Annotated in this window: 23 protein-coding genes; 12 read left to right on the plus strand and 11 right to left on the minus strand. The window is 62.7% G+C overall.

Annotated features, from left to right (window positions below; genetic code table 11):
* Nucleotides 1-134 precede the first annotated feature (134 nt).
* Both ilvA and BMI89_RS09225 read right to left on the minus strand, forming a co-directional pair.
* A complete protein-coding gene (gene ilvA, locus BMI89_RS09220) occupies nucleotides 135-1382 on the minus strand; it encodes a threonine ammonia-lyase IlvA (RefSeq protein WP_078570694.1) in 1248 nt (415 codons plus the stop codon).
* A gap of 38 nt (nucleotides 1383-1420) precedes the next feature.
* The gene (locus BMI89_RS09225; RefSeq protein ID WP_078570695.1) at nucleotides 1421-2224 is read right to left on the minus strand and encodes a hypothetical protein; all 804 of its coding nucleotides are present in this window, start codon (nucleotides 2222-2224) and stop codon (nucleotides 1421-1423) included.
* Nucleotides 2225-2448: 224 nt separating this feature from the next.
* Between BMI89_RS09225 and BMI89_RS09235 the strand changes: the two genes are divergently transcribed.
* The 3 genes from BMI89_RS09235 to mog all read left to right on the plus strand — a co-directional run bounded on the left by BMI89_RS09235 (nucleotide 2449) and on the right by mog (nucleotide 5432).
* Nucleotides 2449-3564 carry a DUF3450 domain-containing protein gene (locus BMI89_RS09235; protein ID WP_168176787.1) on the plus strand — a complete coding sequence of 372 codons (1116 nt, stop codon included), beginning with the start codon at nucleotides 2449-2451 and terminating at the stop codon, nucleotides 3562-3564.
* 105 nt (nucleotides 3565-3669) lie between these two features.
* Nucleotides 3670-4899, plus strand: a complete 1230-nt coding sequence (locus BMI89_RS09240; protein ID WP_078570697.1) for an argininosuccinate synthase — start codon at nucleotides 3670-3672, stop codon at nucleotides 4897-4899.
* A complete protein-coding gene (gene mog / locus BMI89_RS09245) occupies nucleotides 4896-5432 on the plus strand; it encodes a molybdopterin adenylyltransferase (protein WP_078550935.1) in 537 nt (178 codons plus the stop codon). Before BMI89_RS09240 ends, mog begins: the two co-directional genes overlap by 4 nt.
* Before the next feature lie 130 nt (nucleotides 5433-5562).
* Here mog and ubiG read toward each other — a convergent pair whose 3' ends face one another.
* The gene (gene ubiG / locus BMI89_RS09250; RefSeq protein ID WP_078570698.1) at nucleotides 5563-6306 is read right to left on the minus strand and encodes a bifunctional 2-polyprenyl-6-hydroxyphenol methylase/3-demethylubiquinol 3-O-methyltransferase UbiG; all 744 of its coding nucleotides are present in this window, start codon (nucleotides 6304-6306) and stop codon (nucleotides 5563-5565) included.
* Between the two features lie 67 nt (nucleotides 6307-6373).
* Between ubiG and pip the strand changes: the two genes are divergently transcribed.
* The 6 genes from pip (at nucleotide 6374) to infB (ending at nucleotide 13356) form a co-directional block, all read left to right on the plus strand.
* Nucleotides 6374-7345 (plus strand): prolyl aminopeptidase, encoded by a 972-nt coding sequence (gene pip, locus BMI89_RS09255; protein ID WP_078570699.1) that lies wholly within the window; start codon nucleotides 6374-6376, stop codon nucleotides 7343-7345.
* Nucleotides 7346-7374: 29 nt separating this feature from the next.
* Complete coding sequence (locus tag BMI89_RS09260) at nucleotides 7375-7842, plus strand: TspO/MBR family protein (RefSeq protein ID WP_078570700.1); 468 nt, start codon at nucleotides 7375-7377, stop codon at nucleotides 7840-7842.
* Nucleotides 7843-7981: 139 nt separating this feature from the next.
* Nucleotides 7982-8563: a ribosome maturation factor RimP gene (gene rimP / locus BMI89_RS09265; RefSeq protein WP_078541597.1), complete on the plus strand. Its 582-nt coding sequence runs from the start codon at nucleotides 7982-7984 to the stop codon at nucleotides 8561-8563.
* 1 nt (nucleotide 8564) lies between these two features.
* Nucleotides 8565-10184, plus strand: a complete 1620-nt coding sequence (gene nusA, locus BMI89_RS09270) for a transcription termination factor NusA (protein ID WP_078570701.1) — start codon at nucleotides 8565-8567, stop codon at nucleotides 10182-10184.
* Nucleotides 10185-10213: 29 nt separating this feature from the next.
* Nucleotides 10214-10843 carry an RNA-binding protein gene (locus tag BMI89_RS09275; RefSeq protein WP_078541598.1) on the plus strand — a complete coding sequence of 210 codons (630 nt, stop codon included), beginning with the start codon at nucleotides 10214-10216 and terminating at the stop codon, nucleotides 10841-10843.
* Complete coding sequence (gene infB, locus BMI89_RS09280) at nucleotides 10840-13356, plus strand: translation initiation factor IF-2 (protein ID WP_078570702.1); 2517 nt, start codon at nucleotides 10840-10842, stop codon at nucleotides 13354-13356. The genes BMI89_RS09275 and infB overlap by 4 nt, the downstream gene beginning before the upstream one ends.
* Nucleotides 13357-13436: 80 nt before the next feature.
* Here infB and BMI89_RS21220 read toward each other — a convergent pair whose 3' ends face one another.
* The 4 genes from BMI89_RS21220 to BMI89_RS09295 form a co-directional block, all read right to left on the minus strand.
* Nucleotides 13437-13565, minus strand: a complete 129-nt coding sequence (locus BMI89_RS21220; protein ID WP_256365680.1) for a hypothetical protein — start codon at nucleotides 13563-13565, stop codon at nucleotides 13437-13439.
* A gap of 149 nt (nucleotides 13566-13714) precedes the next feature.
* A complete protein-coding gene (gene mutT, locus BMI89_RS09285; protein ID WP_078522238.1) occupies nucleotides 13715-14113 on the minus strand; it encodes an 8-oxo-dGTP diphosphatase MutT in 399 nt (132 codons plus the stop codon).
* The gene (argJ, locus tag BMI89_RS09290) at nucleotides 14110-15489 is read right to left on the minus strand and encodes a bifunctional glutamate N-acetyltransferase/amino-acid acetyltransferase ArgJ (protein WP_078570703.1); all 1380 of its coding nucleotides are present in this window, start codon (nucleotides 15487-15489) and stop codon (nucleotides 14110-14112) included. Before argJ ends, mutT begins: the two co-directional genes overlap by 4 nt.
* 20 nt (nucleotides 15490-15509) lie before the next feature.
* Entirely contained in the window at nucleotides 15510-16424 is a 915-nt protein-coding gene (locus BMI89_RS09295) for a peptidylprolyl isomerase (RefSeq protein ID WP_078570704.1), read from the minus strand.
* A 181-nt stretch (nucleotides 16425-16605) separates the two neighbouring features.
* Here BMI89_RS09295 and secA point away from each other — a divergent pair, with 181 nt between their 5' ends.
* Both secA and BMI89_RS09305 read left to right on the plus strand, forming a co-directional pair.
* Nucleotides 16606-19317, plus strand: a complete 2712-nt coding sequence (gene secA / locus BMI89_RS09300) for a preprotein translocase subunit SecA (RefSeq protein ID WP_078570705.1) — start codon at nucleotides 16606-16608, stop codon at nucleotides 19315-19317.
* A gap of 234 nt (nucleotides 19318-19551) precedes the next feature.
* Complete coding sequence (locus BMI89_RS09305) at nucleotides 19552-20514, plus strand: hypothetical protein (protein WP_143593870.1); 963 nt, start codon at nucleotides 19552-19554, stop codon at nucleotides 20512-20514.
* On the opposite strand, the gene radC is transcribed toward BMI89_RS09305, so the two are convergent.
* The 3 genes from radC to dnaK all read right to left on the minus strand — a co-directional run bounded on the left by radC (nucleotide 20505) and on the right by dnaK (nucleotide 24515).
* Nucleotides 20505-21245, minus strand: coding sequence for a DNA repair protein RadC (gene radC / locus BMI89_RS09310; RefSeq protein ID WP_246832004.1), 741 nt, complete (start codon nucleotides 21243-21245; stop codon nucleotides 20505-20507). The genes BMI89_RS09305 and radC overlap by 10 nt on opposite strands.
* 115 nt (nucleotides 21246-21360) lie before the next feature.
* Nucleotides 21361-22524 (minus strand): molecular chaperone DnaJ, encoded by a 1164-nt coding sequence (dnaJ, locus tag BMI89_RS09315; protein ID WP_078570707.1) that lies wholly within the window; start codon nucleotides 22522-22524, stop codon nucleotides 21361-21363.
* A 74-nt stretch (nucleotides 22525-22598) separates the two neighbouring features.
* Nucleotides 22599-24515: a molecular chaperone DnaK gene (dnaK, locus tag BMI89_RS09320; RefSeq protein WP_078550926.1), complete on the minus strand. Its 1917-nt coding sequence runs from the start codon at nucleotides 24513-24515 to the stop codon at nucleotides 22599-22601.
* Nucleotides 24516-24697: 182 nt separating this feature from the next.
* On the opposite strand from dnaK, the gene BMI89_RS09325 reads away from it, so the two are divergent.
* Nucleotides 24698-25333, plus strand: coding sequence for an alpha-ketoglutarate-dependent dioxygenase AlkB (locus BMI89_RS09325; RefSeq protein ID WP_078570708.1), 636 nt, complete (start codon nucleotides 24698-24700; stop codon nucleotides 25331-25333).
* A gap of 66 nt (nucleotides 25334-25399) precedes the next feature.
* Here BMI89_RS09325 and BMI89_RS09330 read toward each other — a convergent pair whose 3' ends face one another.
* Nucleotides 25400-26542, minus strand: a complete 1143-nt coding sequence (locus tag BMI89_RS09330; RefSeq protein WP_078570709.1) for an alkane 1-monooxygenase — start codon at nucleotides 26540-26542, stop codon at nucleotides 25400-25402.
* Nucleotides 26543-26585: the final 43 nt, after the last annotated feature.

Below are 26585 nucleotides of genomic sequence, written 5' to 3' on the forward strand. Positions count from 1 at the left end.
TTTTGGGAATTGGCGTGCCTATCGCGGGGTGTGAGCGCAGGAGTTGAGGATGTAGAAAAGGCTCCACAGTGCAAAAACGGCGAAAGACCAGTGTGTTTCGCCCGTCTGGAGGCCGCTCTATCGAATTGAAGGCCTCAGATAAGAAACTCAGCCAAGGTTTCGTCTTCGGTGATGTCGCGCCAGACGAAGCCCTCGGCGTCGAGCTTCGCGAAAAGTTCTGTGAAGTTCTCGGCGCGTTTCGTTTCGATCCCGATCAGGACCGAGCCGAAGTTCCGCGCCGATTTCTTCAGATACTCGAAGCGCGCGATATCGTCGTCAGGGCCAAGCATCTGCAGGAAATCCTTCAGGGCGCCGGGGCGCTGCGGCAGGCGGAGAATGAAGTACTTCTTCATCCCCGAATAGCGCTGGGCGCGTTCGCGTACCTCTGGCAGCCGTTCGAAATCGAAATTGCCGCCCGAAGTCACGCAGACCACGCGCTTGCCGCGGATCGTCTCGGCGAGTTCGGGCAGGATGTCGACAGACATCGCGCCGGCGGGCTCAAGCACGACGCCCTCGACGTTCAGCATCTCAAGCATCGTGATGCAGATGCGATCCTCCGGTGCGAGATGAACCTGCTCGGGCGTGACCCAACCAAGCTCCGCGAAGGGGCGCGCGCCGATCCGGGCAACCGCGGCGCCATCGACGAAACTGTTCACCTGCGAGATCGTCACGGGCTCATGCGCCTTGACCGCAGCGGTGAGGCTCGCGCCGCCCAAAGGCTCGACGAAGCGAAATTCCGTATCGGGGGCGGTCGCGCGCAGATAACCGGTGACGCCCGCAGCCAAACCGCCGCCGCCGACGGGAAGGATGACCATATCCGGCGCGCCGCCCAACTGGTCGAGGATCTCCACCCCGACCGACGCCTGCCCCTCGATCACATCCGGATCGTCGAATGGTGCGAGGAAATGCGCCCCGGCCTCACGGCAAAACTCCTGCGCCGAAGCCAACGTATCGTCGAAATAATCGCCCGTCAGCACGATCTCGACCGCGTCGCCGCCAAAGGTCTTGGTCTTGTAGATCTTCTGCTGCGGCGTGGTCACCGGCATGAAGATCGTGCCTTTCACCCCGAAATGCCGACAGGCGAAGGCCACGCCCTGCGCGTGGTTCCCGGCGCTCGCGCAGACGAAATGCGCCGCCGACGGATCGCGCTCGCGCAATTTGCGCATCGCGGTGAAGGCGCCCCGGATCTTGTAGGAGCGCACCGGCGTCAGGTCCTCGCGCTTGAGCCAGACCTCGGCGTCGAAGCGTTTCGACAGATGGGCATTGAGTTGCAGCGGCGTGGGCTCGAAGAGCGCACGCAGCGCGCGGGTGGCGGCTTGGGCGGAAAGGGCGAACTCACTCATACCGCCAGATGTGACGCGCGCCGCCCGCTTTGGCAAGCTCAGACGAGGGCGCGTTGCTCGACAAAATGACCGTAGAGCGTCGTTAGGATCGACAGCAGCAGCATCACGGTGGGCACAGCGAAAAGCAGCTTGAGCGCGACCACGACCATATCATCCGCGAGGTCATGTGGCGCTTGTATCGAAAGCATGTTCACCGCAACGAAAGGGAGTACCACGAGACATGCCAGCAGAGTGAGCAAAGCGAAGCCACGCCAGTGGCCGCGAGTCGCGCGCCAACTGTCGCGGATCGTGGCGCCGCCGATCGCGGCCCCGGGCAGGGATACTCCGAGACGGAGCATGAAGGCATACAGGGCAATGAAGAATGCCAGCCCCACCACGGCAAGTAGAACGGCTTCAGCGGTCTGGTTCGGAATGATTTCCTGTGCCGCGAGGGCGAAAAGAAAGACAATCGCGGCTCCCAGAACCATCATCGCCATGGCACAGAGCGTGATCACTATGCCACGCCAGAAATAGCTCACGTCGCGGCGCAGATGAATCCGCGGCAGCCAGCCGACGCGCTCGCCGAGCAGGATGAACCTGTGCCAGTTCACTGCCGCGATGATCATCGGGATCGGCAGGATGAACGTGTTGAAAACCAATATGAACAGTGATTTTTCGAAACTCTGGTGTTGCGATGCTCCGGCCTGCATCACGCTCTCGATAAGCCACTGCTGCCCGATGATCATGATCAAGAGAAGAAGCGCCGAGATTCGAAGGGTCTGCCGCCAATTTCCAAAGACCTGCCGGAACGAGTGTCCGAAAACTCCCAATACATTCATCACTTTGCCCCCAAAGAATGTCATTTAACAATTCACCGTTGGGGCTCGATCTCACCGCAGTCAAAGCACGTTCGGCGCGCCTTGGTTGAATTCTCCGTGTGATCGAGGTGGAAAAGAGCGAGTCACCGCCGGCTCACCTTCGCTTTGAGCGAAGCCTTGCGCATTTTGCAAAGGCTGCCGCTTTTTTGCCCACTTTCGACGCTAATCGTGCTGAAACTGTGTTGCGAGCAACAAAAGAGGAGGGCCGCATGCGCCTGAGAAAAACTTCGATTGTCGCCCTTGTCGCGGCGAGCTTCGTCGTCGCCCCGGTGGCGACCAGCCATTTCACCGGTGCGGATGCCGCCTTTGCCAAGAACGGCAACGGTGGCGGTAATGGCGGTGGCAACGGCGGTGGAAACGGTGGCGGCAACGGCGGCGGAAATAGTGGCGGCAATGGCGGAGGCAAAAGCAACGCAGGCGGTAATTCCGGCGCGGCGGGCAAATCCGCATCGGCCGGGCGTGCAACGAGCCCCGGAAATTCCGGCAAGGCTGCTGCGCATGGCGGCGGCCCCGCGAAATTCCTCGACGATCTGTTCTCGGGTAAGCGGCAGGCGAAATCGCAGCATACGACCCGCTCCAGTGTGAAAACGGCGTCGCGCGGCACCACCGCGACGAAGACGCGCTCGACCACCCCAACCAAATATGCGGTCAACGAGTCGCCGCGCCCGAACGGCAAGCCGAGCCTGAGCGAGGATGAGCTGCGCAATCACGGCGCACTGGCCTCCGAGCTGAAGGGTCTGAACGCGGCCCATGCAAGCGCGACCGCGCTCGCCAACGCCTCGCCGAACAGTCAGGTGGGCCGGATCGCGACCTATCGCGACTCTGTCGTCGGGGCGGCGCAAGCAGAAGAAGATCTCGCGACCGCGCAGCAGACCCTCTCGGATCTCGAGGCGCAGGATGTTCGCACGCCCGAAGCGATACAGTCTGACATCGACAATCTCGATCCCGAGGCAGAGGACTACCAAAGCCAGCTCGACACGCTCGAAGCTGAAAAGCAGGCGGCGGAGACCTATCAGACGGATCTCGCGACGGCTCAGGATCAGGTCACCGAGCTTGAGAAACAGGTCGCGGAAGCCGATCAGATGCAGGCGGACTCCCTTCTCGCCGCATCCAACGGGCGCGATCTTTCGCCCGAGGCCAAAGCCTACCTGCACGAACTGCTCGACCTGCCGCCGCCGGAAACGGCAACGGAAGAGCCTCCTGCGGATGGCGATGTGGCGACCGGCGACGGCACGACGGGCGACGGGACCACGGTCGATGGCGATCTCGCCTCGAGCGGGGACACCACGACCGATCCGCTCGTGGACCCGTCCACCGAGAGCTGATCTCTCGCTGAGCACATGTGAAAGGGCCGTCCTTCGGGGCGGCCCTTGTTCATTGGAAAAAAAGCTTCTATTCCGTCGCGGAACAAGAAAACCGGGAGATGCCGCATGTCCGCGCCCAAGAAAGTCGTGCTTGCCTATTCGGGCGGCCTCGATACCTCGATCATCCTGAAATGGCTGCAGACCGAATACGGCTGCGAGGTCATCACCTACACCGCCGATCTCGGCCAAGGCGAGGAGCTCGAGCCGGCGCGCAAGAAGGCCGAGATGCTCGGCATCAAGCCGGAGAATATCCATATTCTCGACGCGCGTGAAGAATTCGTCCGCGATTTCGTCTTCCCGATGTTCCGCGCCAATGCGGTCTATGAAGGGCTCTATCTGCTGGGCACCTCGATCGCGCGGCCGCTGATCTCCAAGCATCTCGTCGAGATCGCGCATAAGCATGGCGCCGATGCGGTGGCGCATGGTGCGACCGGCAAGGGCAACGATCAGGTCCGCTTCGAATTGTCGGCCTATGCGCTCGACCCGTCGATCAAGGTGATCGCGCCGTGGCGGGAATGGGACCTGTCCTCGCGCACCAAGCTGCTGGAATTCGCCGAGGCGAACCAGATCCCGATCGCCAAGGACAAGCGCGGCGAAGCGCCGTTCTCGGTCGATGCGAACCTTCTGCACACCTCGTCGGAGGGCAAGGTTCTGGAAGATCCGGCCGACATGGCGCCCGATTACGTCTATCAGCGCACCGACGATCCGATCACGCAGGCCCCCGATGAGCCTGAATTCATCGAGATCGGCTTCGAGAAGGGCGACGCGGTGTCGATCAACGGCGAGGCGATGAGCCCGGCGACGATCCTCACCAAGCTCAACGAATACGGCAAGACCCACGGCATTGGCCGTCTCGATTTCGTCGAGAACCGCTTCGTCGGCATGAAGTCGCGCGGCGTCTACGAGACCCCCGGCGGCACGATCCTGCTAGAAGCGCACCGCGGCATCGAGCAGATCACGCTCGACAGCGGCGCGGGCCACCTGAAGGACTCGATCATGCCGCGCTACGCGGAGCTGATCTATAACGGCTTCTGGTTCAGCCCTGAGCGCGAGGCGCTGCAGGCGCTGATCGACAAGACGCAGGAATATGTCACCGGCACGGTGAAGCTGATGCTGTTCAAGGGCGCGGCCCGCACCGTGGCGCGGTGGTCGGATTACTCGCTCTATTCCGAGGCCCATGTGACCTTCGAGGAAGACGCTGGCGCCTACGATCAGAAGGACGCGGCGGGCTTCATCCAGCTCAACGCGCTGCGACTGAAACTGATCGCCACCCGCAACGCGCGAGTGAAGAAATGAGCTTTTCGCAGCCCAAGGCCGCCATCGTCACCGTCTCCGATCGCGCGTCGCGCGGCGAATACGAGGACAAGGGCGGTCCGGGCTGCGAGGACTATCTGCGCGGCGTGGTCACCTCGCCGCTGGAGATCGAGCGTCACATCATCCCCGACGGTCGCGAGTCGGTCGCGGCGAAACTCCGCGAACTGGTCGATGCGGAAGCCGATCTGATCCTGATCACCGGCGGCACTGGCCCCGCGCCGCGCGACGAGACGCCCGAGGGTTGCTTCGACGTGATCGAGAAGGAACTTGCGGGCTTCGGCGAAGAAATGCGCCGCGCGAGCCTTTTGGAAGTGCCGACCGCCATCCTGTCGCGCCAATCGGCGGGGATCGCGGGCAAATCGCTGATCATCATGGTGCCGGGCAAACCCTCGGCCATCGCGACCTGCCTCGATGCGGTCTTCGCTGCCGTCCCCTATTGCCTCGACCTGATCGGCGCGGGCTATATCGAGACCGATCCGGCCCGGATCAAAGCCTTCCGTCCGAAGAAAAAGTAAGAGGGGGCGCTGCCCCCGTCTCTTTCAGAGACTCCCCCGGGATATTTGACCCAAGGCGAAAATCGCCTCTCTTCGTGTTGGCTGAAATATCCCGGGGTGAATTCGCGCAGGCGAAGAGGGGCAGCGCCCCTTACCGCTTCACCGCTGCGATGGCGTAATTCACCGAAAGATCGCGCTCCGAGAGCGACCAGGTCCACGCCAGCGGATTGAACACCATGCCGCGGCGGTCGACCGGGTCGAGCCCCGCCTTGCGCGACAGCTCGTAGAGCTCGTCGGGGGTGACGAATTTCGACCATTCATGCGTGCCCACGGGCAGCCAGCGCATCACCCGCTCGGCACCGATGATCGCGACCATGTAGCTTTTCGGGTTGCGGTTCAGCGTCGAGCAGATCATCAGCCCGCCCGGTTTCATCAGGCTCTGGATCGTGTTCACGAAGCCCTGCGGGTCGGCGACATGTTCGATGATCTCCATCGCGAGGACGACATCGAACTGCTCACCCTTCGTGGCCAGATCTTCCGCCGCGCAATGGCGGTAGTCGATCTCGAGCCCCGACTGTTCGGCGTGCAGCCGCGCCACTGGGATGTTGCCCTCGGCGGCATCCGCGCCCACGACCGTGGCGCCAAGCCGCGCCATCGGCTCGGACAGAAGCCCGCCGCCGCAACCGATATCCAGCAGGCGCAGCCCCTCGAACGGGCGCGGCGCTTTCAGGTCGCGGCCGAACTGCGTGGCGATCTGGGTGGTGATGTAATCGAGCCGGCAGGGGTTGAGCATATGCAGCGGTTTGAACTTGCCGTTCGGGTCCCACCATTCGGCGGCCATCGCCTCGAATTTGGCGACTTCGGACGGGTCGATGCTGTTTGCCGGATCTGCCATTGCTCTCCTCGCATTGATTTTCGGGCAGCCCATGGCGGGCGCGCCTTTTGCTCTATATAGTCCAGACATGGACAGAACTGCAGGGCAAAAGCGCGCATCGGGCGCCCATCTTTATCCGCCGATCGAACCCTTCGATCAGCGCCGGATCGACGTGGGCGATGGCCATGTTCTTTACGTCGAACAATCGGGTCATCCCGAGGGGCAGCCGGTCGTGGTGTGCCATGGCGGGCCGGGGGGCGGCTGTTCACCCACGATGCGGCGATTCTTCGATCCGCAGCATTACCGGGTCATCTTGTTCGATCAGCGCGGCTGCGGTCTCTCGCGCCCGCATGCCAGCGTCGCGGATAACACGACCTGGCATCTGATCGCGGATATGGAGCAGATCCGCCGGACGCTCGGCATCGACAGCTGGATGGTCTTCGGCGGTAGCTGGGGGGCGACGCTGGCGCTGCTTTATGCGCAGACGCATCCCGACCGGGCGTCGAACCTGATTCTGCGCGGCGTCTTCCTTGCGACGCAGGCCGAGCTCAACTGGTTCTACGGCGGCGGCGCGGGGAATTTCTATCCCGATCTCTGGGCGAATTTCCGGCGTCCGATTCCGGAAGACGAGCAGCACGATCTGATCGGGGCTTATCACAAGCGGCTGTTCTCGGGCGACTACATGGCCGAAGCGCGCTATGCGCGGCACTGGGCGATGTGGGAAAACGCGCTGGCCTCGGTGCGCTATGACGGCCCGCCCGGCGAAGCCTCGCCCGATTATGCCCGTGCTTTCGCCCGGCTCGAGAACCATTATTTCCAGAACGCGGCCTTCCTTGAAGTGGACGGTCAGATCCTGCGTGACCGCCACAAGATCGAGCATATCCCGACGACCATCGTACAGGGGCGGCTCGATATGATCTGCCCGCCAACCTCGGCCTATCGGCTGGCGCAGGGCTGGGCGATGGCGAAGCTTCAGCTGGTGCCGATGGCGGGGCATGCGCTCTCCGAGCCGGGGATCACCGCCGGGCTTGTCCGCGCGATGGATGAGCTTAGATCCTGATCTAGCAAAAGATTTCGATCGGGGCCGCCATGACGCTTACCTATTTCCTGTTGTTTCTCGTGGCCTCCGCGGCCGCCGCTGCGACGGGCATTATCTTCAAGCCGGGCGCATGGTATGTCGGGTTGAAAAAGCCCGGCTTCACGCCGCCCAACTGGGTCTTCCCGGTCGCCTGGACCTATCTCTATGTCTCGGTGGCCTATGCCGCGGCGCGCATCGCCCCCGAGGCGGGCAGCCAGATCGCGCTCGCTCTCTTCGCGGTGCAGATCGCGCTGAATACGCTCTGGACGCCGGTCTTCTTCGGGGCGCATCGGCTGTGGCTCGGGCTTTTGGTCCTGATCTGCCTCTGGGTCGCCGTTGCGGCGATGATGCTGGCCTTCCTGCAGCTCGATATGTTGGCCGGATTGCTGGTCTTTCCCTATCTCGTTTGGCTGACATTGGCGGGTGCGCTGAACTTCCGCGTTTGGCGCGACAATCCGCGGGCGGGGGCCCAAACCTGATTCCACTTGCGGAATCTGCAATACAGGACTATATCGCCATCAACAGCGGCGCGCCGGGGTCCAAACCTGACGCCCACCGGAAACGTGTGACGGGCCGCAACGGCCCGTTTTTTGTTTTTGTAGGATCGGAAAGAGAGACATGACCGACCTGATCGCCAAGACCGCCATCGACCGGCGTCTGGCCGAGATCGTGACCCCCGTGATCGAGGGGCTTGGCTTCGAGCTCGTGCGGCTGCGGCTGCAGGGCGGCAAGACGGCCACGCTTCAGATCATGGCAGACCGCCCCAATGGCGGGATCATCGTGGACGATTGCGCCGCGATCTCGACCGCCGTGTCCGCGGCTCTCGATGTGGAAGACCCGATCGAGGACAAATATACGCTGGAAGTGTCGTCGCCCGGGATCGACCGGCCGCTGACGCGCTTTAAGGATTTCGACATCTGGGAAGGCTACGAGGCGAAGATCGAGACCTCCGAGCAGATCGACGGACGCAAGCGCTTCAAGGGTATCCTGCGCGGCACCGAAGGCTCGGAAATCCTGATCGAGCTGGACGAGAACGGCGAAGACGTCGTGATCGGCCTCCAGTTCGACTGGCTCGCGGATGCGAAGCTGGTGCTGACCGATGAGCTGATCGACGAGATGCTGCGCCAGAAGAAGGCGACCGAAGGCGTCGACGAAGCTGAATTTGACGAGATTGACGATTCCCCCGAGGAGGAGAACTGAGATGGCCATCACGGCAGCCAACCAGCTTGAGCTTCTGCAGACCGCCGAGGCGGTGGCGCGCGAAAAGATGATCGACCCGGATCTGGTGATCCAGGCGATGGAAGAAAGCCTCGCGCGCGCGGCGAAGTCGCGTTACGGCGCGGAGATGGACATCCGTGTCTCGATCGATCGCAAGACCGGCAAGGCGACCTTCACCCGCGTCCGCACCGTCGTCGAAGACGAGGAGCTGGAGAACTATCAGGCAGAGCTGACCGTCGAGCAGGCGAAGCAGTATCTCGACAACCCCTCGGTCGGCGATCAGATCGTCGACGAGGTGCCGCCGGTCGATCTGGGCCGCATCGCCGCGCAATCGGCCAAGCAGGTCATCCTGCAGAAGGTCCGCGAAGCAGAGCGTGATCGCCAGTACGAAGAGTTCAAGGACCGCATCGGCACGATCATCAACGGCACCGTCAAGCGCGAGGAATACGGCAACATCATCGTCGATGTGGGCCGTGGCGAAGCGATCCTGCGCCGCAACGAAAAGATCGGCCGCGAAAGCTACCGCCCGAACGACCGCATCCGCGCCTATGTGAAAGACGTGCGCCGCGAGACCCGTGGCCCGCAGATCTTCCTCAGCCGCACCGCGCCGGAATTCATGGCCGAGCTGTTCAAGATGGAAGTGCCGGAAATCTACGACGGCATCATCGAGATCAAGGCCGTGGCCCGCGATCCCGGTTCGCGCGCGAAGATCGGCGTGATCTCCTATGACAACTCGATCGACCCGGTCGGTGCCTGTGTCGGTATGCGCGGTTCGCGCGTGCAGGCCGTCGTCGGCGAGCTTCAGGGCGAGAAGATCGACATCATTCCGTGGAACGAAGATCAGGCGACCTTCCTCGTGAACGCGCTGCAGCCGGCCGAAGTGTCGAAAGTGGTGATCGACGAGGAAGCGCAGAAGATCGAAGTCGTGGTCCCGGACGAGCAACTGTCGCTCGCCATCGGCCGTCGCGGTCAGAACGTGCGTCTGGCCTCGCAGCTGACCGGTCTCGACATCGACATCCTGACCGAAGCCGAGGAATCGGCGCGCCGTCAGGCCGAGTTCGCCGAGCGCACCAAGCTGTTCGTCGACGCGCTGGACCTCGACGAGTTCTTCGCGCAGCTGCTCGTGGCCGAGGGCTTTACCTCGCTCGAGGAAGTGGCCTATGTCGACATGGACGAGCTGCTGTCGATCGAAGGCGTGGACGAGGACACCGCAGGCGAACTGCAGGCCCGTGCCCGCGACGTGATCGAAGAGCAGAACCGCAAGGCGCTGGAAGCGGCGAAGGAAATGGGCGTCGAGCAGTCGCTGTTCGACTTCGAAGGCCTGACCCCGCAGATGATCGAGGCGCTCGCGAAAGACGACGTCAAGACGCTGGAAGATTTCGCGACCTGCGCCGACTGGGAACTGGCCGGTGGCTGGACCACGGTCGACGGTCAGCGCGTGAAGGATGACGGTCTGCTCGAGAAATTCGACGTGAGCCTCGAAGAGGCGCAGAACCTGATCATGACCGCGCGTATTCAGCTGGGCTGGGTCGACCCGTCCGAGCTGGAAAGCGACGCGGAAGACGAAGGCGAAGAGGAAACCGAGGAGGAGGCCGAGGCGTAAGCCTCGGTCCCGACCGGAGAGGAGCTTAGATGAGTCGCGGCGGAAAGCCGAAAACCAACGACGACCCCGAACGGCGCTGCATCGTCACCGGCGATGTTCAGCCGAAGGCGGGGCTTGTCCGCTTCGTGCTCGGACCCGATGGGATGATCTATCCGGACGTGGCAGGCAAGCTGCCCGGCCGCGGAATCTGGGTCACCTCCGAACGCGGCGTCATTGAGACGGCGATGAAAAAGGGATTGTTTGCTCGCGCAGCGAAGCAGGCGGCCAAAACCCCAGAAAATCTGGTGGAATTGGTGGAACTGGCCCTTGCCTCTCGCGTTGTGGAGCTTATTTCTCTGGAGCGGAAGGCTGGCAAAGCGGTTGTCGGCTTCGAAAAGGTCAAGGGCTGGCTGGCCGAGGGGCGCGCGAAAGTGCTGCTACAGGCAAGCGACGGCTCGGACAGGGGCAAGGGCAAGCTGTGGACGCCCGAAGGCGGGCGCTGGTTCGGCTGCCTCACCTCTCAGGAATTGGGTTTGGCATTCGGCCGCGATCGTGCGATACACGGCGCGCTTGCAGCCGGTGGCCTCACCCGGCGCGTAATTGAAGACGCATCGAGGCTTGCGGGCGTACGCAAGCAGGACGGCGGCAAGACCGCCATGAAGGATACGAAGACGGCATGAGCGATACGGACGGCAAAAAGACTCTCGGACTGGGCGGCGGGCGCCCCGGGCAGGTGAAGCAAAGCTTCTCGCACGGGCGCACCAAGAACGTCGTGGTCGAGACGAAAGGCAAGAAGCGGGTGCTGAACAAACCGGCGGCAGGCGCTGGTAAGGGAGGGGGTAACAAAACTTCCCTTGGCGATCCGTCGAAGCGCCCCGCCGGGATTTCCGACGCCGAGATGGAGCGTCGCCTGAAGGCGCTTCAGGCCGCGAAGGCGCGTGAGGTCGAAGAGGCCGCCGCCCGCGAGGCCGAGGAAAAAGCCCGCGAAGAAGAACGTGAGCGTCGTCGCGCCGAGGCAGAGGCCAAGGAGCGCGAGGAGCGTGAACGCGAAGCGGCCCTGAAGGCCAAGGCTGAAGAGGACGAGCGCAAGAAGCGCGAGGCCGAACTTCGCGACAAGAAGAAAGAAGAGATCCGCAAGGGCGGACCGAAGAAAGACACTCCGGTCGATCAGGCTGCCGTGGAGGTTGCTGCCGCCCGCGCCGAGACCAAGGGTGTGTCCGCTTCGGGTCCGCGCAAGACGGATCGTGAGCGTGACACGCGCAACGATCGCAACAACAAGGGCAATGACCGCGGCAACCGCCGTTCGGGCAAGCTCTCGCTGAGCGATGCGCTCTCGGGTGGCGAAGGCCGCCAGCGTTCGCTTGCTGCGATGAAGCGCAAGCAGGAGAAGGCCCGTCAGAAGGCGATGGGCGGCTCGCAGCGTGCTGAAAAGCAGTCGCGCGAAGTGCAGCTTCCCGAGACGATCATCGTGTCGGAGCTCGCCAACCGTATGGCAGAGCGCGCGGCCGATGTGGTCAAAACGCTCATGAAGATGGGCATGATGGTCACCGCGAACCAGACGCTCGACGCCGATACCGCGGAACTCGTGATCGAGGAATTCGGTCACCGGTCCGTGCGCGTCTCCGATGCGGATGTCGAACAGGTCATCGATCAGGTCGACGACAAGGAAGAAGATCTGCAGCCGCGCCCGCCGATCGTCACGATCATGGGCCACGTTGACCACGGCAAGACCTCGCTGCTCGACGCGATCCGCAAGGCGAACGTCGTCTCCGGCGAGGCTGGCGGGATCACGCAGCATATCGGCGCCTATCAGGTGCAGACCGAGAGCGGCGCGACGCTGTCCTTCCTGGATACGCCCGGCCACGCGGCCTTTACCTCGATGCGTGCCCGCGGTGCCAATGTCACCGATATCGTGGTGCTCGTGGTGGCAGCCGATGACTCGGTGATGCCGCAGACGATCGAAGCGATCAATCACTCGAAGGCCGCTGGCGTTCCGATGATCGTTGCGATCAACAAATGCGACAAGCCCGATGCGGATGCCCAGAAGGTCCGCACCCAGCTTCTGCAGCACGAAGTCGTCGTCGAAGAGATGTCGGGTGACGTGCAGGACGTGGAAGTGTCGGCCAAGACCGGCAAAGGCCTCGATCAGCTGCTCGAAGCCATCGCGCTTCAGGCCGAACTGCTCGAACTCAAGGCCAACCCCGATCGCGCCGCGCAAGGTGCGGTGATCGAAGCCAAGCTCGACGTGGGCCGTGGCCCGGTCGCGACGGTTCTGGTGCAAAACGGCACGCTGCGCAAAGGCGACATCTTCGTCGTCGGCGAGCAGTGGGGTAAGGTCCGCGCGCTGATCAACGACAAGGGCGACCGCGTCGATGAGGCCGGTCCGTCGGTTCCTGTCGAGGTGCTTGGCATCAACGGCACGCCCGAGGCTGGCGACGTTCTCAACGTCGTCGAGACCGAGGCGCAGGCCCGCGAGATCGCCGAATACCGCGAGCAGGCCGCGAAGGACAAACGCGCCGCTGCCGGTGCCGCGACGACGCTGGAGCAGCTGATGGCGAAAGCCAAGGCCGACGAAAGCGTCACCGAACTGCCCGTGCTGGTGAAGGCCGACGTGCAGGGCTCGGCGGAAGCGATCGTTCAGGCGCTCGAGAAGGTCGGCAACGAAGAGGTGCGCGTGCGCGTGCTGCATTCGGGCGTCGGTGCAATCACCGAATCCGACATCACGCTGGCCGAGGCGTCCAACGCGCCGGTCATCGGCTTCAACGTTCGTGCCAATGCGCCTGCGCGCAACGCCGCGAACCAGAAGGGCGTCGAGATCCGCTACTACTCGATTATCTATGATCTGGTGGACGACATCAAAGCCGCCGCTTCGGGCCTCCTGTCGGCCGAGATCCGCGAGCACTTCATCGGCTATGCCGAGATCAAGGAAGTGTTCAAGGTCACCGGCGTCGGCAAGGTCGCGGGTTGTATCGTCACCGAGGGCGTGGCCCGCCGTTCGGCTGGCGTGCGCCTGCTGCGCGACAACGTGGTGATCCACGAAGGCACGCTGAAGACGCTCAAGCGCTTCAAGGACGAGGTCAAGGAAGTGCCCTCCGGTCAGGAATGCGGCATGGCCTTCGAGAGATACGACGATATCCGCCCCGGCGATGTCATCGAGATCTTCGAGCGCGAAGAGGTCGAGCGGACGCTCTGATCCTTCGGGACCGATTTACGAATATAGAAACGGGGGCCTTCGGGCCCCCGTTTTACATCTGTGGCTGTCATTCGGCTGCGTCAGCGATTGACGGGACGCCCGGCAAAGAGCGCATCGCCGACGCGCACGAGGATGCGCCCGCAATCCAGCGTCCGTTCGTAAACTCCCTGAACGAAGACGCTGCTGCCGATCTGAATGGTTCTGAGCATTTGGTTCCTCCCTTGAGCGCTCATTAGAAGCGCAAGGCGTTAAGGAACGGCAAATGGAAACGGGGATCCCGCCGCGTCGGAGGCGAGAGTTGGGAGAAAAGGTCACGAAGGTTAATCGCGCGGTAACCTCGATCAGAGATTAACCCCAATCAGAGCCAATCGCGCAGGATCGGGATCAGGGGGATATCCGCCGGCGGCATCTCGTAGTCGCGCAGATCGCGCGCCCGCGCCCAGGCGAGGGTCTGCCCCTCTTGCGGGCTGACGATCCCCTCCCACTTCCGGCAGGCGAACAGCGGCATCAGCAGGTGAAAGTCGTCATAGGCGTGGCTGGCGAAGGTCAGAGGCGCGAGGCAGCTCTGATGGGTTTGGATGCCCAGCTCCTCGTCCAGCTCGCGGATCAGCGCGGCTTCGGGCGTCTCGCCTGCCTCGACCTTGCCGCCGGGAAACTCCCACAGACCTGCCATCGACTTGCCTTCGGGGCGCTGTGCCAGAAGCACGCGCCCGTCGGCGTCGATCAGGGCGACGGCGGATACTAGAACCATCTTCACGAACGATAATCCGCGTTAATGTCGATGTAGCGGTGGGTCAGATCGCAGGTCCAAACCGATTTCGACGCGCGGCCAAGACCGAGATCGACGCCGATCACGAGTTCATCATTCTTCATATAGGCGCTCGCGGCCTCCTCGGAGTAATCCGGCACGCGCCAGCCTTTCTCGGCCACGACCATGTCCCCGAAGGAAATCTTGAGCTTGTCGCGATCGGCCTCGGCCCCGGACTTGCCGACAGCCGCCACCACGCGGCCCCAATTCGCGTCCTCGCCGGCGATCGCGGTCTTCACCAGCGGCGAGTTCGCAATCGACATCGCGATCTTATGCGCATCCTCGTTCGAGCGCGCCCGCGTCACGCGGATCTCGACGAATTTCGTGGCCCCTTCGCCGTCTTTCACGACCTGATGCGCGAGATCCATCATCACCTCGCGCAGCCCGGCTTCGAACGCCTTCGCAGGCTCCGAGCGCAGATCGGCGATTTCGGCGGCGTCGGATTTCCCGGTCGCCGCGACGATCAGCGCATCCGAGGTCGAGGTGTCGCTGTCCACGGTGATCGCGTTGAACGTGTCGTCGACCTGACGCGACAGCATCTTCTGCAGCCGTGCAGGCGTGATTTTCGCGTCGGTGAAGATGTAGACCAGCATCGTCGCCATGTTCGGCGCGATCATCCCAGAGCCCTTCGCGATCCCGGCGATCTTGATCTTGCCGCCTTCGCCCTGAACTTCGGCAAAGGCGCCTTTGGGATAGGTGTCGGTCGTCATGATCGCGCGCGCGGCATCCTCGATGCCGGCAGGGGAGAGGCGCTGCGTCAGGCCGTCGATCACCGCGACGATTTTGTCATGCGGAAGCGGCTCGCCAATGACTCCGGTGGAGGACGAGAACACGCGGCTGATCGGCATATCGAGCGCCTGAGCCACCGCTCCGGTCACCTTGTCGACGCTCTCCTGACCGCTTTTCCCGGTGAAGGCGTTGGCGTTGCCCGAGTTGACGATGATCGCGGCGCCCGTCTCGGCAGGCGCGCGCATCGCGAGCTTTTCCTGACAGTCGAGAACGCAGGCCGCGCGGGTGGAGGAGGTGGTGAACACGCCCGCGATCGACGATCCCGGCGCGACCCGCGTCAGCATCACATCGGTGCGGCCGGCATATTTGACCCCCGCCGCGGCGGAGGCGAATTCGACCCCCGCGATTTCCGGAAGATCGGGAAATTTCGCGGGGGCAAGCGGCGAAATCGTTTCCGATTTCGCCTTGGTCTGCGCCGCAGAAGCGGCAGCGGCGGGCGCGGTGGAAAGGTCGGACTTCAACGCCTTAACCTTGGCGCGGAGCTTCTTGACCTTGGTCTTCAACTCCTTGGTGTCCTTCGACTTTTTCTTCGCCATCGCGCCCGCCTTTTGATCGATCAGTTGCTACCCAAGATGGACTGATCTTTCAGAACGCTCGGATCAATCCCGTCGGTCATCTTGTCGATTTTGGCTTCGTCCACAACAGCCTTTACGCGGTTTTGGACAGCCTCTTGGCGAATATCGCCTTCGAGCTTCTTGCGCACATCGGCCAGTTTCGGTGCGTCGACCATCTTGGTGCCGAGCAGCTTCACGACATGCCAGCCGTACTGGGTCTGGATCGGACCGGCGACTTCGCCGTCCTTCATGCCTGCAACCTCATCGGCGAAGGGCTTGACCATCGCATCGAGCTTGAACCAGCCCAGATCGCCGCCATTGGCCGCAGCACCATCGGTCGAGTTCTTCTTCGCCAGTTCCGCGAAGTCGCCGCCGTTGTCGATCTCTTTCTTGATCTTCTCGGCCTCTTCCTTGGTTTTCACGATGATATGGGCCGCGTGATATTCCTTGGTCGGCTCGGCCTTGGCGTATTTCGCGTCATAGGCCTTCTGCACGGCCTCGTCGGTCACGGCCTTGTCAGCGGTGTAGTTCAGCATCGCACCCGAGAGATACGCGCGCTTCTGCACTTCGAGAGCGATCTTGTCGCGCTGGGTGATGCGCTTTTCTTCCAGCTGGGCAAGCGCGGTCTGCTGAATCAGCTGCTCCAGAACGCCTTGGAACAGCTTGTCATCGGGCAGCTGCTGGTACTGCGCGGGCAGGCCGTCGCGTACCGTTTGCATCATGCCCAGCGTGATATCCTGACCGTTCACGGTGGCGACCACGGTGTCGGCGCTCAGGTCGGTGCGCGGCTTGGCGGCGGTTTCCGATTTCGCGGCATCCGCAGCGGCGGCAGGCGCTTTCGCGTCATCGGCCTGTGCGATCCCGGCAGTCATTGCGCAGATCGCGACACTCGCGAACAGTTTCGTCAGATTCGGCATCCTTGCCACTTCCTTTCTGCCGCGTCTCTAGGCGGCGTTGACAGTCTGGCAGCCGCCCCTTACATCGCCTAGGGCCTGTAAGAGCCATTTCGGCCTTGTTTCGCTAGCTCTTCTAGGCAAGCAAACCCTATGCGACAAGGCACAGGGAATAACGATCTGGTCAGCTACCCTCGGAGATTACATGCTCGGCATCGGAACACTCGCGAAGAAGGTCTTCGGCACGTCGAATGATCGTAAGGTGAAATCGGTGCGCCCGCTGGTGGCCAAGATCAACGCGCTGGAGGAGGAGTTCGCAGCCCTCTCCGACGAACAGATCATCGAAAAGACCCGCGAGTTTCAGCGCCGCGTCCAGGAAGAGGGCGAAAGCCTCGACAAGATCCTGCCCGAAGCCTTCGCCAACTGTCGCGAAGCCGCGAAGCGTGCACTCGGCCTGCGGGCCTTCGACGTGCAGCTCGTCGGCGGCATCTTCCTCCATCAGGGCAACATCGCCGAGATGAAGACGGGCGAAGGGAAAACCCTCGTCGCGACCTTCCCGGCCTATCTGAACGCGCTCGCCGGCAAGGGCGTACATGTCGTCACCGTGAACGACTATCTCGCACGACGTGACGCGGAATGGATGAGCAAGGTCTATGGCGCGCTGGGTCTGACCACCGGCGTCGTCGTGCCCTTCCAGGCCGAGCCCGAGAAGAAGCAGGCCTACGCCGCCGACATCACCTATTCGACGAATAACGAGCTTGGCTTCGATTATCTGCGCGACAACATGAAGACCTCGGTCGACCAGATGATGCAGCGCGGCCATTTCTACGCGATCATCGACGAGGTCGACTCGATCCTGATCGACGAGGCGCGGACGCCGCTGATCATTTCGGGTCCCTCCGACGACCGCTCGGAGCTGTATATCACGCTCGACAAGTTCATCCCGAGCCTGAGCGAAGAGCATTACACCATCGACGAGAAGGCCCGCACCGCGACCTTCACCGAAGAGGGCAACGACTTCCTTGAGAACATCCTCCTGGAGGGGGGCGTTCTGCCCGAGGGCCAGTCGCTCTACGATCCGGAAAGCACGACCATCGTGCACCACGTGAACCAGGCCCTGCGCGCCCATAAGCTGTTCTTCAAGGATCAGAACTACGTCGTGCAATCGGGCGAGGTCGTGCTGATCGACGAATTCACCGGCCGCATGATGAAGGGCCGCCGCCTTTCGGAAGGCCTGCATCAGGCGATCGAAGCCAAGGAAGGCGTCGAGATTCAGCCCGAGAACGTGACGCTGGCCTCGGTCACCTTCCAGAACTACTTCCGCCTCTACGACAAGCTCGGCGGCATGACCGGCACCGCGGCCACCGAGGCCGAGGAATTCGCCGAGATCTACTCGCTCGGCGTGGTCGAGATCCCGACCAACCGCCCGATCGCGCGGAAAGACGAACACGACCGCGTCTACCGCACCGCGCAGGAAAAATACGACGCCGTGGTCGAGGCGATCAAGAAAGCCAACGAGAAGGGTCAGCCGATGCTCGTCGGCACCACCTCGATCGAGAAGTCCGAGATGCTCTCGGACATGCTCAAGAAGGCCGGCATCAAGCACAACGTCCTGAACGCCCGCCAGCACGAGCAGGAAGCGACCATCGTCGCCGAGGCCGGTCGTCTGGGCGCGGTGACCATCGCGACCAACATGGCAGGCCGCGGGACCGACATTCAGCTCGGCGGTAATGTCGAGATGCGCGTGCAGGACGAACTCGCGGCGGATCCCGATGCGGATCCCGAAGAGGTTCGCAAGCGGATCGACGCGGCGACCGCCGAGGAAAAGGCGAAGGTTCTGGAAGCGGGCGGCCTGTTCGTTCTCGCGACCGAGCGCCACGAAAGCCGCCGCATCGACAACCAGCTCCGCGGCCGTTCGGGCCGTCAGGGCGACCCGGGCCGCTCGCTGTTCTTCCTCTCGCTGGAAGACGATCTGATGCGGATCTTCGGCTCCGACAAGCTCGATTCGGTTCTGTCCAAGCTGGGCATGAAAGAGGGCGAAGCGATCGTCCACCCGTGGGTGAACAAGTCGCTCGAGCGCGCGCAGGCGAAGGTCGAGGGCCGCAACTTCGACATCCGTAAGCAGCTTCTGAAATTCGATGACGTGATGAACGACCAGCGGAAAGCGGTCTTCTCGCAGCGTCGCGAAATCATGGAAACCGAAGAGGTCGGCGAGATCACCCGCGACATGCGCGTGCAGGTGATCGAGGATCTCGTGGACCGCTACATGCCGCCGAAATCCTATGCCGATCAATGGGATGTCGAAGGCATGCATCAAGAGGTGATCGAACAGCTGAACCTCGACGTGCCGCTTGCGGAATGGGCCGAGGAAGAGGGCGTCGATCAGGAAGTTGTCACCGAGCGTCTCGAGGAAGCGACCGATACGCTGATGGCCGAGAAGGCCGAGGCGTTCGGCGCCGACACGATGCAGATGATCGAAAAGCAGGTCCTGCTGCAGATCATCGACGCGAAATGGCGCGAGCATCTGGTCACGCTCGATCAGCTTCGCCAGACCATCGGTTTCCGCGGCTATGCGCAGCGCGATCCGCTGTCGGAATTCAAGACCGAGGGCTTCCAGCTGTTCGAGATCATGCTCGACAGCCTGCGCTCGGACGTGACGCAGCAGCTGGCCCGCATCCGTCCGCTCACCGAAGAAGAGCAGGCGCAGATGATGCAGGCGCAACAGCAGCAGCCCGCACCGACCGAAGCGTCGGCGGAAGTCCAGGCCGAGGCGGTGCCCGAGGTCGAGGTGGTGGGCGAACCGCTGCCGGGATTCGACGAGACGAATCCGGCGACCTGGGGCGATCCCTCGCGCAACGATCCTTGCCCCTGCGGGTCGGGCAAGAAGTTCAAGCATTGCCACGGGCAGCTAGTTTGACACAACTCTGACGCGAATGTGGCAAAGTTGAGGCGGCTTCGGCCGCCTTTTCCATATCTTGTTGGAGTCATTGACTCTCTTGGCAGGTTCACCCCCTGCGCCAGCCGCGTGAGAGGCACTATTTCCCAATTCGCGCCGCAGCTTCGCCGCTTTCGGTCATTAGAAAATTATTAAGCAGTTTTCTAAGACAGACCCCAGTTCGAGGCGGCGATGCGCACCATTCGCAAGATATCCATGATCGGAGCGACGTTCCTGCTCGCCGCCGCGACGGGTCATGTGATGCAAAGCGTGGGTCCACGTCCGCAACTCGGTGCGTCTTTGGTGGCAAGCTCGGTCAGCCGCGAGACTTGGAGAAATCGGGTCGAGCCGCGGGAGGAACCGCGCGTTCAGCTCATTTCGAAAACCGTACTTCGCAACCCTCCCGTCTATCATTTCGCGACGGATTCCGGCGTCGGCATCGTGCCTGCGACGGTGCGCACATCGGGCGACCGGTTCACCTCTTCGCTTCCGCAACCGATGCCGTTGAAAACCGACGCGGCCGATTGCGGGCATGCCGTCCTGTCGGTGACCCCCGCAGGCGATGGGCTGACCAAGCTTGAGCTGAGCGCGCCGTGCCATCCCGATACGAAACTGGCGATCCGCGATGCGTCGCTCTCGATCGCCGGGCAAACCGATAAGTCCGGGGCTTTCTCGGCTATCCTGCCTTTGCTCGCGCCGACGACGTCGCTGAAAGTCACCACCGGTGGATCGACGATCGCACAGGTCGAGGCCGCGGCGTCGGGGCTCGATAAGATCAACCGCGCGATCTGGGTGACCGATGCACAAAGCCCGTTGCATCTGAACGCCTATGAGAACGGGGCGCAGTTCGACGATGCAGGCCATCTCGACGTGACCAAGCCGCGCACGCCGGACACCTCGCTGGGCGGCTATATGCAAAGCTTCACCTCCGCAGACGGCAAACGCATCGAAATCTATACCGCCCCCAAGACGCTCACCGCGCTCAAGCTGCAACTCGAGGCGACGCTGTCAGTTGACGATTGCGGCAAGTCGGTCGGCGGTCGGCTGATGCGGATGCATGGCACCGGGACCGCGGCGATGCCGATCTCTCTCGATCTGCCCGCCTGTCCCTCCGATGGCGGCGCGGTGGTTCTGCCGCTTGACGGGTTCGAGTCTCAGGGCCTGACCGCTCAGAAGTAACCCTCCGACCGCAGGCTGATCTCGCAGTCCTTACCGAGGATCAGGTGATCGTGAAGCACGATGCCGAAGAGTTTCGACGCCTCGTCGATCTGCCGTGTGAGGGCGATATCCGCCTCCGACGGGGTCGGATCTCCGGAGGGGTGATTATGCACCAGAATCAGCGCCGAGGCATTGGCCTCCAGCGCGCGCTTCATCACCTCGCGCGGATAGACGGGAACATGATCAACCGTGCCGCGGCCCTGTTCCTCATCCGCAATCAGCGCGTTCTTCCGGTCCAGCAGCAGAAGGCGAAACTGCTCCGTCTCGGCATGGGACATTGCCATGTGACAGTAATCGACGAGCGCCTGCCACGAGCTGAGCACCGGTCGATGCATCACCTTCGAGCGTGCGAGCCTTTGCGCCGAGGCCTCCACCAGCTTCAGCTCGATCACCACGGCCTCGCCCACGCCGGTCACTTGGCGCAGGCGGTGAGGCGGGGCAGAGACCACCCGCCCGAAATCGCCGAAGGTTTCGATCAGGCGACGGGCGAGGGGTTTGACGTCCCGCCGGGGGATCGCGCGAAACAGCACCAGTTCGAGCAGTTCGTAATCGGGCAGGGCCTGCGCGCCGCCTTCCATGAACCGCGTGCGCAGCCGTTGTCGATGATCGAACAGATAGGACGGCTTGGACGCGCCCGGCGGCGGACGGATCGCGGTGCCGCCGTTGAACAACGGCAGCGGAGGTTCCTGCATATGATGGGGCATCTGGTCCATGAAACAGACCATGAACGATTCGGATTGAAGAAAGCCTTAATCGATTGCGAGCCGGACAAGAAAAAAGGCGCCCGAAGGCGCCTTTTCCAAATGATCACTGGGTCATGCCATCCCAGAAGCTTTTGACTTTCTTGAAGAAACTCGCGCCTTCCGGGTTGTTCTCGGCTTCGATCCCCTGGAACTCCTTGAGGATTTCCTTCTGCCGTGCGGTCAGGTTCACCGGGGTTTCGACGGCCAGTTCGATGAACATGTCGCCGGCCCCGCCGCCGCGCAGCGCGGGCATCCCTTTGCCACGCAGGCGCATCTGCCGACCCGATTGGCTGCCGGCCGGGATTTTCACACGGCTTCGGCCGCCATCTATCGTCGGCACTTCGACTTCGCCGCCAAGGGCTGCGGTCGCCATGCTGACGGGCACGCGGCAATGCAGATCGGTGCCTTCGCGCTCGAAGATCGCGTGCGGTTGGACCTCGATGAAGATGTAGAGATCGCCCGACGGACCACCGCGCAGCCCCGCCTCGCCTTCGCCGGCGTGACGGATGCGGGTGCCGGTCTCGACCCCCGGAGGGATGTTGACCTGAAGCTGGCGATCGACCTCCACCCGGCCTGCACCATGGCAGACCTTGCAGGGGTTCTTCACCACCTGGCCCTGGCCACCACAGGTCGGGCAGGTCCGCTCGACCGTGAAGAAGCCGTTCTGCGCGCGCACCTTGCCCAGACCCGAACAGGTCGGACAGGTCTGCGGCTCGGAGCCGCCTTCCGCACCGGAGCCGTTACACTCGGTACATGCGGCCGAGCTTGGCACGTTGATCGTCTTGTGGGTGCCGCGATACGCCTCTTCGAGCGTGACGCGCATGTTGTAGCGCAGATCGGAGCCCCGCTGCGCGCGCGAACGCCCACCGCCGGGACCGGCTCTGCCGCCGCCCATGAAATCACCGAACAGGTCTTCGAAGACGTCGGAGAAGGCCGAGGCGAAGTCGCCCTGACCGCCCGCGCCGCCATAGCCGCCGCCCGGACGCCCGCCGCCCATGCCGCCTTCGAATGCCGCATGACCGAACCGGTCGTACGCTGCTTTCTTTTCGGCGTCCTTGAGGACGTCGTAAGCCTCGTTCACTTCCTTGAACTGGGCCTCGGCATCGGGATTGTCGGAATTGCGATCGGGATGAAGCTCTTTCGCCTTCTTGCGATAGGCTTTCTTGATCTCTTCGGCCGAGGCGCCTTTGGCAGTTCCCAGAACGTCGTAATAGTCGCGTTTTGCCATTGGTTACCCCCTTGGCGGAACGCAGGCGGGCCCGCCCTTAGAAAAGGCAGGCCCGCCCGACATTCCATGCGCAATTACTTGCGCTCGTCCTCGCCCAGATCTTCGAAGTCAGCGTCGACGATATCTTCATCGACATCGCGCGGGCTGTCTTCGTCGTTGGAGCTCTCGCCCTGACCGGCTTTCTCCTGCTCGGCCTTGTAGATGGCCTCGCCGAGTTTCATCGCCGCATCCGTCAGGTTCTGGATCGCGCCTTTGATCTTGCCGGCTTCCTCGGTCTTGAGGGCTTCCTCAAGCGCGTTGGCCGCCAGTTCGATCGCTTCGACGGTCGAGGCATCGACCTTGTCGCCGTGATCTTCGAGCGACTTGCGGGTCGAGTGCAGGAGCGATTCGCCCTGGTTCTTGGTTTCGACCAGTTCCTTGCGGGACTTGTCCGCGTCGGCATTCGCCTCGGCGTCCTGAACCATTTTCTCGATCTCGTCGTCGGTCAGACCGCCGGACGCCTGGATCGTGATCTTCTGCTCCTTGCCGGTGCCCTTGTCCTTCGCCGAAACGGACACGATGCCGTTCGCGTCGATGTCGAAGGTCACTTCGATCTGCGGCATGCCGCGCGGGGCCGGCGGGATGTCCTCGAGGTTGAACATGCCGAGCATCTTGTTGTCGGCAGCCATCTCGCGCTCACCCTGGAAGACCCGGATCGTCACTGCGTTCTGGTTGTCTTCCGCGGTGGAGAACACCTGGCTCTTCTTCGTCGGGATCGTCGTGTTGCGATCGATCAGGCGGGTGAACACGCCACCCAGCGTCTCGATGCCGAGCGACAGCGGGGTCACGTCGAGCAGGACGACGTCTTTCACGTCACCTTGCAGAACGCCGGCCTGAATGGCCGCACCGAGCGCCACGACCTCATCCGGGTTCACACCCTTGTGCGGCTCTTTGCCGAAGAAGCCGGTCACTTCTTCCACGACTTTCGGCATACGGGTCATACCGCCGACGAGCACGACTTCGTCGATCTCGTCTTTGGAGACGCCGGCATCCTTGAGCGCGGCGGCGCAGGGCTTCAGCGAGGCCTTGATCAGGTCGCCCACGAGGCTTTCCAGCTTCGCACGGGTCAGTTTCATGACCATGTGCAGCGGGGTGCCGTCCTTGCCCATCGAGATGAAGGGCTGGTTGATCTCGGTCTGGCTCGAGCTCGACAGCTCGATCTTCGCTTTCTCGGCAGCTTCCTTCAGACGCTGCAGCGCCATCTTGTCTTTGGTGAGGTCGACGCCATGCTCTTTTTTGAACTCGTCAGCGAGGTAGTTGACGATGCGCATGTCGAAGTCTTCACCGCCGAGGAACGTGTCGCCGTTGGTCGATTTCACTTCGAAGAGACCGTCGTCGATCTCGAGGATGGTGATGTCGAAGGTACCGCCGCCAAGGTCATAGACCGCGATGGTTTTCGATTCTTTCTTGTCGAGGCCATAGGCCAGCGCAGCCGCGGTCGGCTCGTTGATGATGCGCAGCACTTCGAGACCGGCGATCTTGCCGGCGTCTTTGGTGGCCTGACGCTGAGCGTCGTTGAAGTAGGCGGGCACGGTAATGACGGCCTGCGTGACTTCCTCACCCAGATAGCTCTCGGCGGTTTCCTTCATCTTCTGAAGAATCACGGCCGAAACCTGTGCGGGGGAGTACTTGTCGCCCTTCACTTCGACCCATGCGTCGCCATTGCCGCCGTCGACGATGTTGTAAGGAACGAGTTTCTTGTCCTTCTCGACTTCCGCATCGGTGGTGCGGCGACCGATCAGACGCTTAACAGCGAAAACGGTGTTCGAGGGGTTGGTGACCGCCTGACGTTTCGCCGGCTGGCCGACCAGACGTTCGTCGTCCGTATAGGCGACGATCGAGGGGGTGGTGCGCGCCCCTTCGGAGTTTTCAATCACTCGGGGCTGTGCGCCATCCATGATGGCGACGCAGGAGTTCGTAGTCCCGAGGTCGATACCAATGACTTTACCCATGATGTTACCTCTCTTGGCGATATGACGGGGAACGGGTCCATTCAGGCCCCCGGCCCCTATCCCTTGGGTTTCGGTTTCATGTTCTGCTATCTGGCGGTGTGAGCCGCCTTCGGCTTCGAAGCGTATATAAGGAGGGGAAAATCGGGCTGCAAGAAGGCTCCCCCGAGGAAGAGGGTGAGAAAATGACAGAAAATCCGAAACACGCAATATCTCGGCCCGATCCGCAGGAGATTCGCGGCTTCCGGCATTATCCCGGCTGGCTGGACCTCGACGAGCAGAAGGCGCTGATCGAGACGCTGCGCGGCGTCGTGGCGCAGGCGCCGCTGTTCTCGCCGATGACACCCTACGGCAAGCCGATGTCGGTGCGCATGACCTCCGCCGGGCGCTTCGGCTGGATCTCCGACCGGCGCGGCTACCGCTATTCGGAGACCCATCCCGACGGCCAGCCCTGGCCGGAGATCCCGCAGCCGATCCTCGATATCTGGGAGGCGGTTTCGGGCACGCCCCGCGCCCCCGAATGCTGCCTGATCAATTTTTACGGCGAAGGTGCGAAGATGGGGATGCATCAGGACCGCGACGAGCAGGATTTCGATCAGCCCGTGGTCTCGGTCTCGCTGGGCGATGACGGGTTGTTTCGCATCGGCAACCGCACGCGAGGGGGAAAGACCGAAAGTATCTGGCTGCACTCGGGCGACATGATGGTGATGGGGGGCGAGGCGCGGCTGCTCTATCATGGAATCGACCGCGTGAAGCCCGGCACCTCGCCGCTGATGCCGAAGGGCGGGCGGATCAACCTGACGATGCGCGTCGTGACCTGACGCCTGCGCGTGTTGCAGCCGCAGGAGCCTCCGGCGGGGATATTTCTGCCAAGAGGAAGGGGCGCCTCAGAAAGAGCCGCGCGGCAGCGGGGTGGTGCCCTTGTTGTAGGGCGTCCAGTCCTCGACATCGGGGTAGTATTTGCGCCGCCACGCCCGGACGCGCGGGTTCATCCGGCGACGCCAGAGCGGCGGGATCATCGCGAGCGCCGTCATGCCGGGATAGCCGAAGGGCAGCTGCGGGGCTTCTTCGGCATCGTAGGTCTGCAGGAGCGGGAAGCGGCGGTCGGGTTTGTAATGGTGATCCGAATGGCGCTGCAAATTGATCAGCAGCCAGTTCGAGGCCATGTGATCGGCGTTCCAGCTATGACGGGGCAGAACATGCTCATAGCGCCCCTCGCCCTTGTATTGGCGGGTCAGGCCGTAATGCTCGACATAGTTGGTCAGCTCCAGCTGCCAGACCGCGAAGAGCGCCTGCAGCAGGAACAGACCGAGCCCCATCCAGCCACCCAGTAGCGCCGCCACGATCAGCGCCAGCGCCTGCAATGTGCCGTAGCGCCAGAACGGGTTGGAGCGGTGCCAGACCGGGCGACCCGCGCGCTTCAACTTCAGTTTCTCCGCCTTCCATGCGGAGCGGGGGCACTCAAAAATCACCCGCCAGAAGAAGCGGTGAAACCCCTCGTTGTAGCGCGCCGAGACCGCATCGCGCGGCGTGCCGACCCAGAGGTGATGGACCAGGAGATGCTCGGTCCGGAAATGGGAGTAAAGGACGCTCGCCAGCAGCAGATCGCCCAGCCAGCGTTCCAGCTTGCTTTTCTGATGCAGCAATTCGTGGGCGTAGACGATGCCGATCGTGCCCGAGATCACGCCTGTGCCGAACATCAGGGCGACGATCTCGAAGTCGTTCAGGTGATCGGTATGCGTCACCCACCAGATCGTGCCGAAGATCACTGTCGCCTGTATCGGGAACCAGATCAGTGTGATCGCGCGATACCAGAACAGCTCGGCTTCGGGCGTCTCGGTGTCGGGCTGATCCTCGTTACGGCCGAGAAGCTGGTCGAGCACGGTCGTCAACCACCACGCATAGGCGGGCAGCAGGATCAGTGTCCAACCGCCGAACCACGCCTCGATCCCCGCCAGCGGCACGGTGCCGAGCGACAGCCAGAAGGGCAGGGCGTGAGAGGGGCGGCGGATTTCGTCGCGGCTGGACATCGGAGCCTCGTGAGCGATGCGGGCGCGGTCATACTAGCGGAAC

Source organism: Thioclava sp. F36-7 (assembly GCF_002020075.1).
In the GTDB taxonomy this organism is placed as follows: Bacteria; Pseudomonadota; Alphaproteobacteria; order Rhodobacterales; family Rhodobacteraceae; genus Thioclava; species Thioclava sediminum.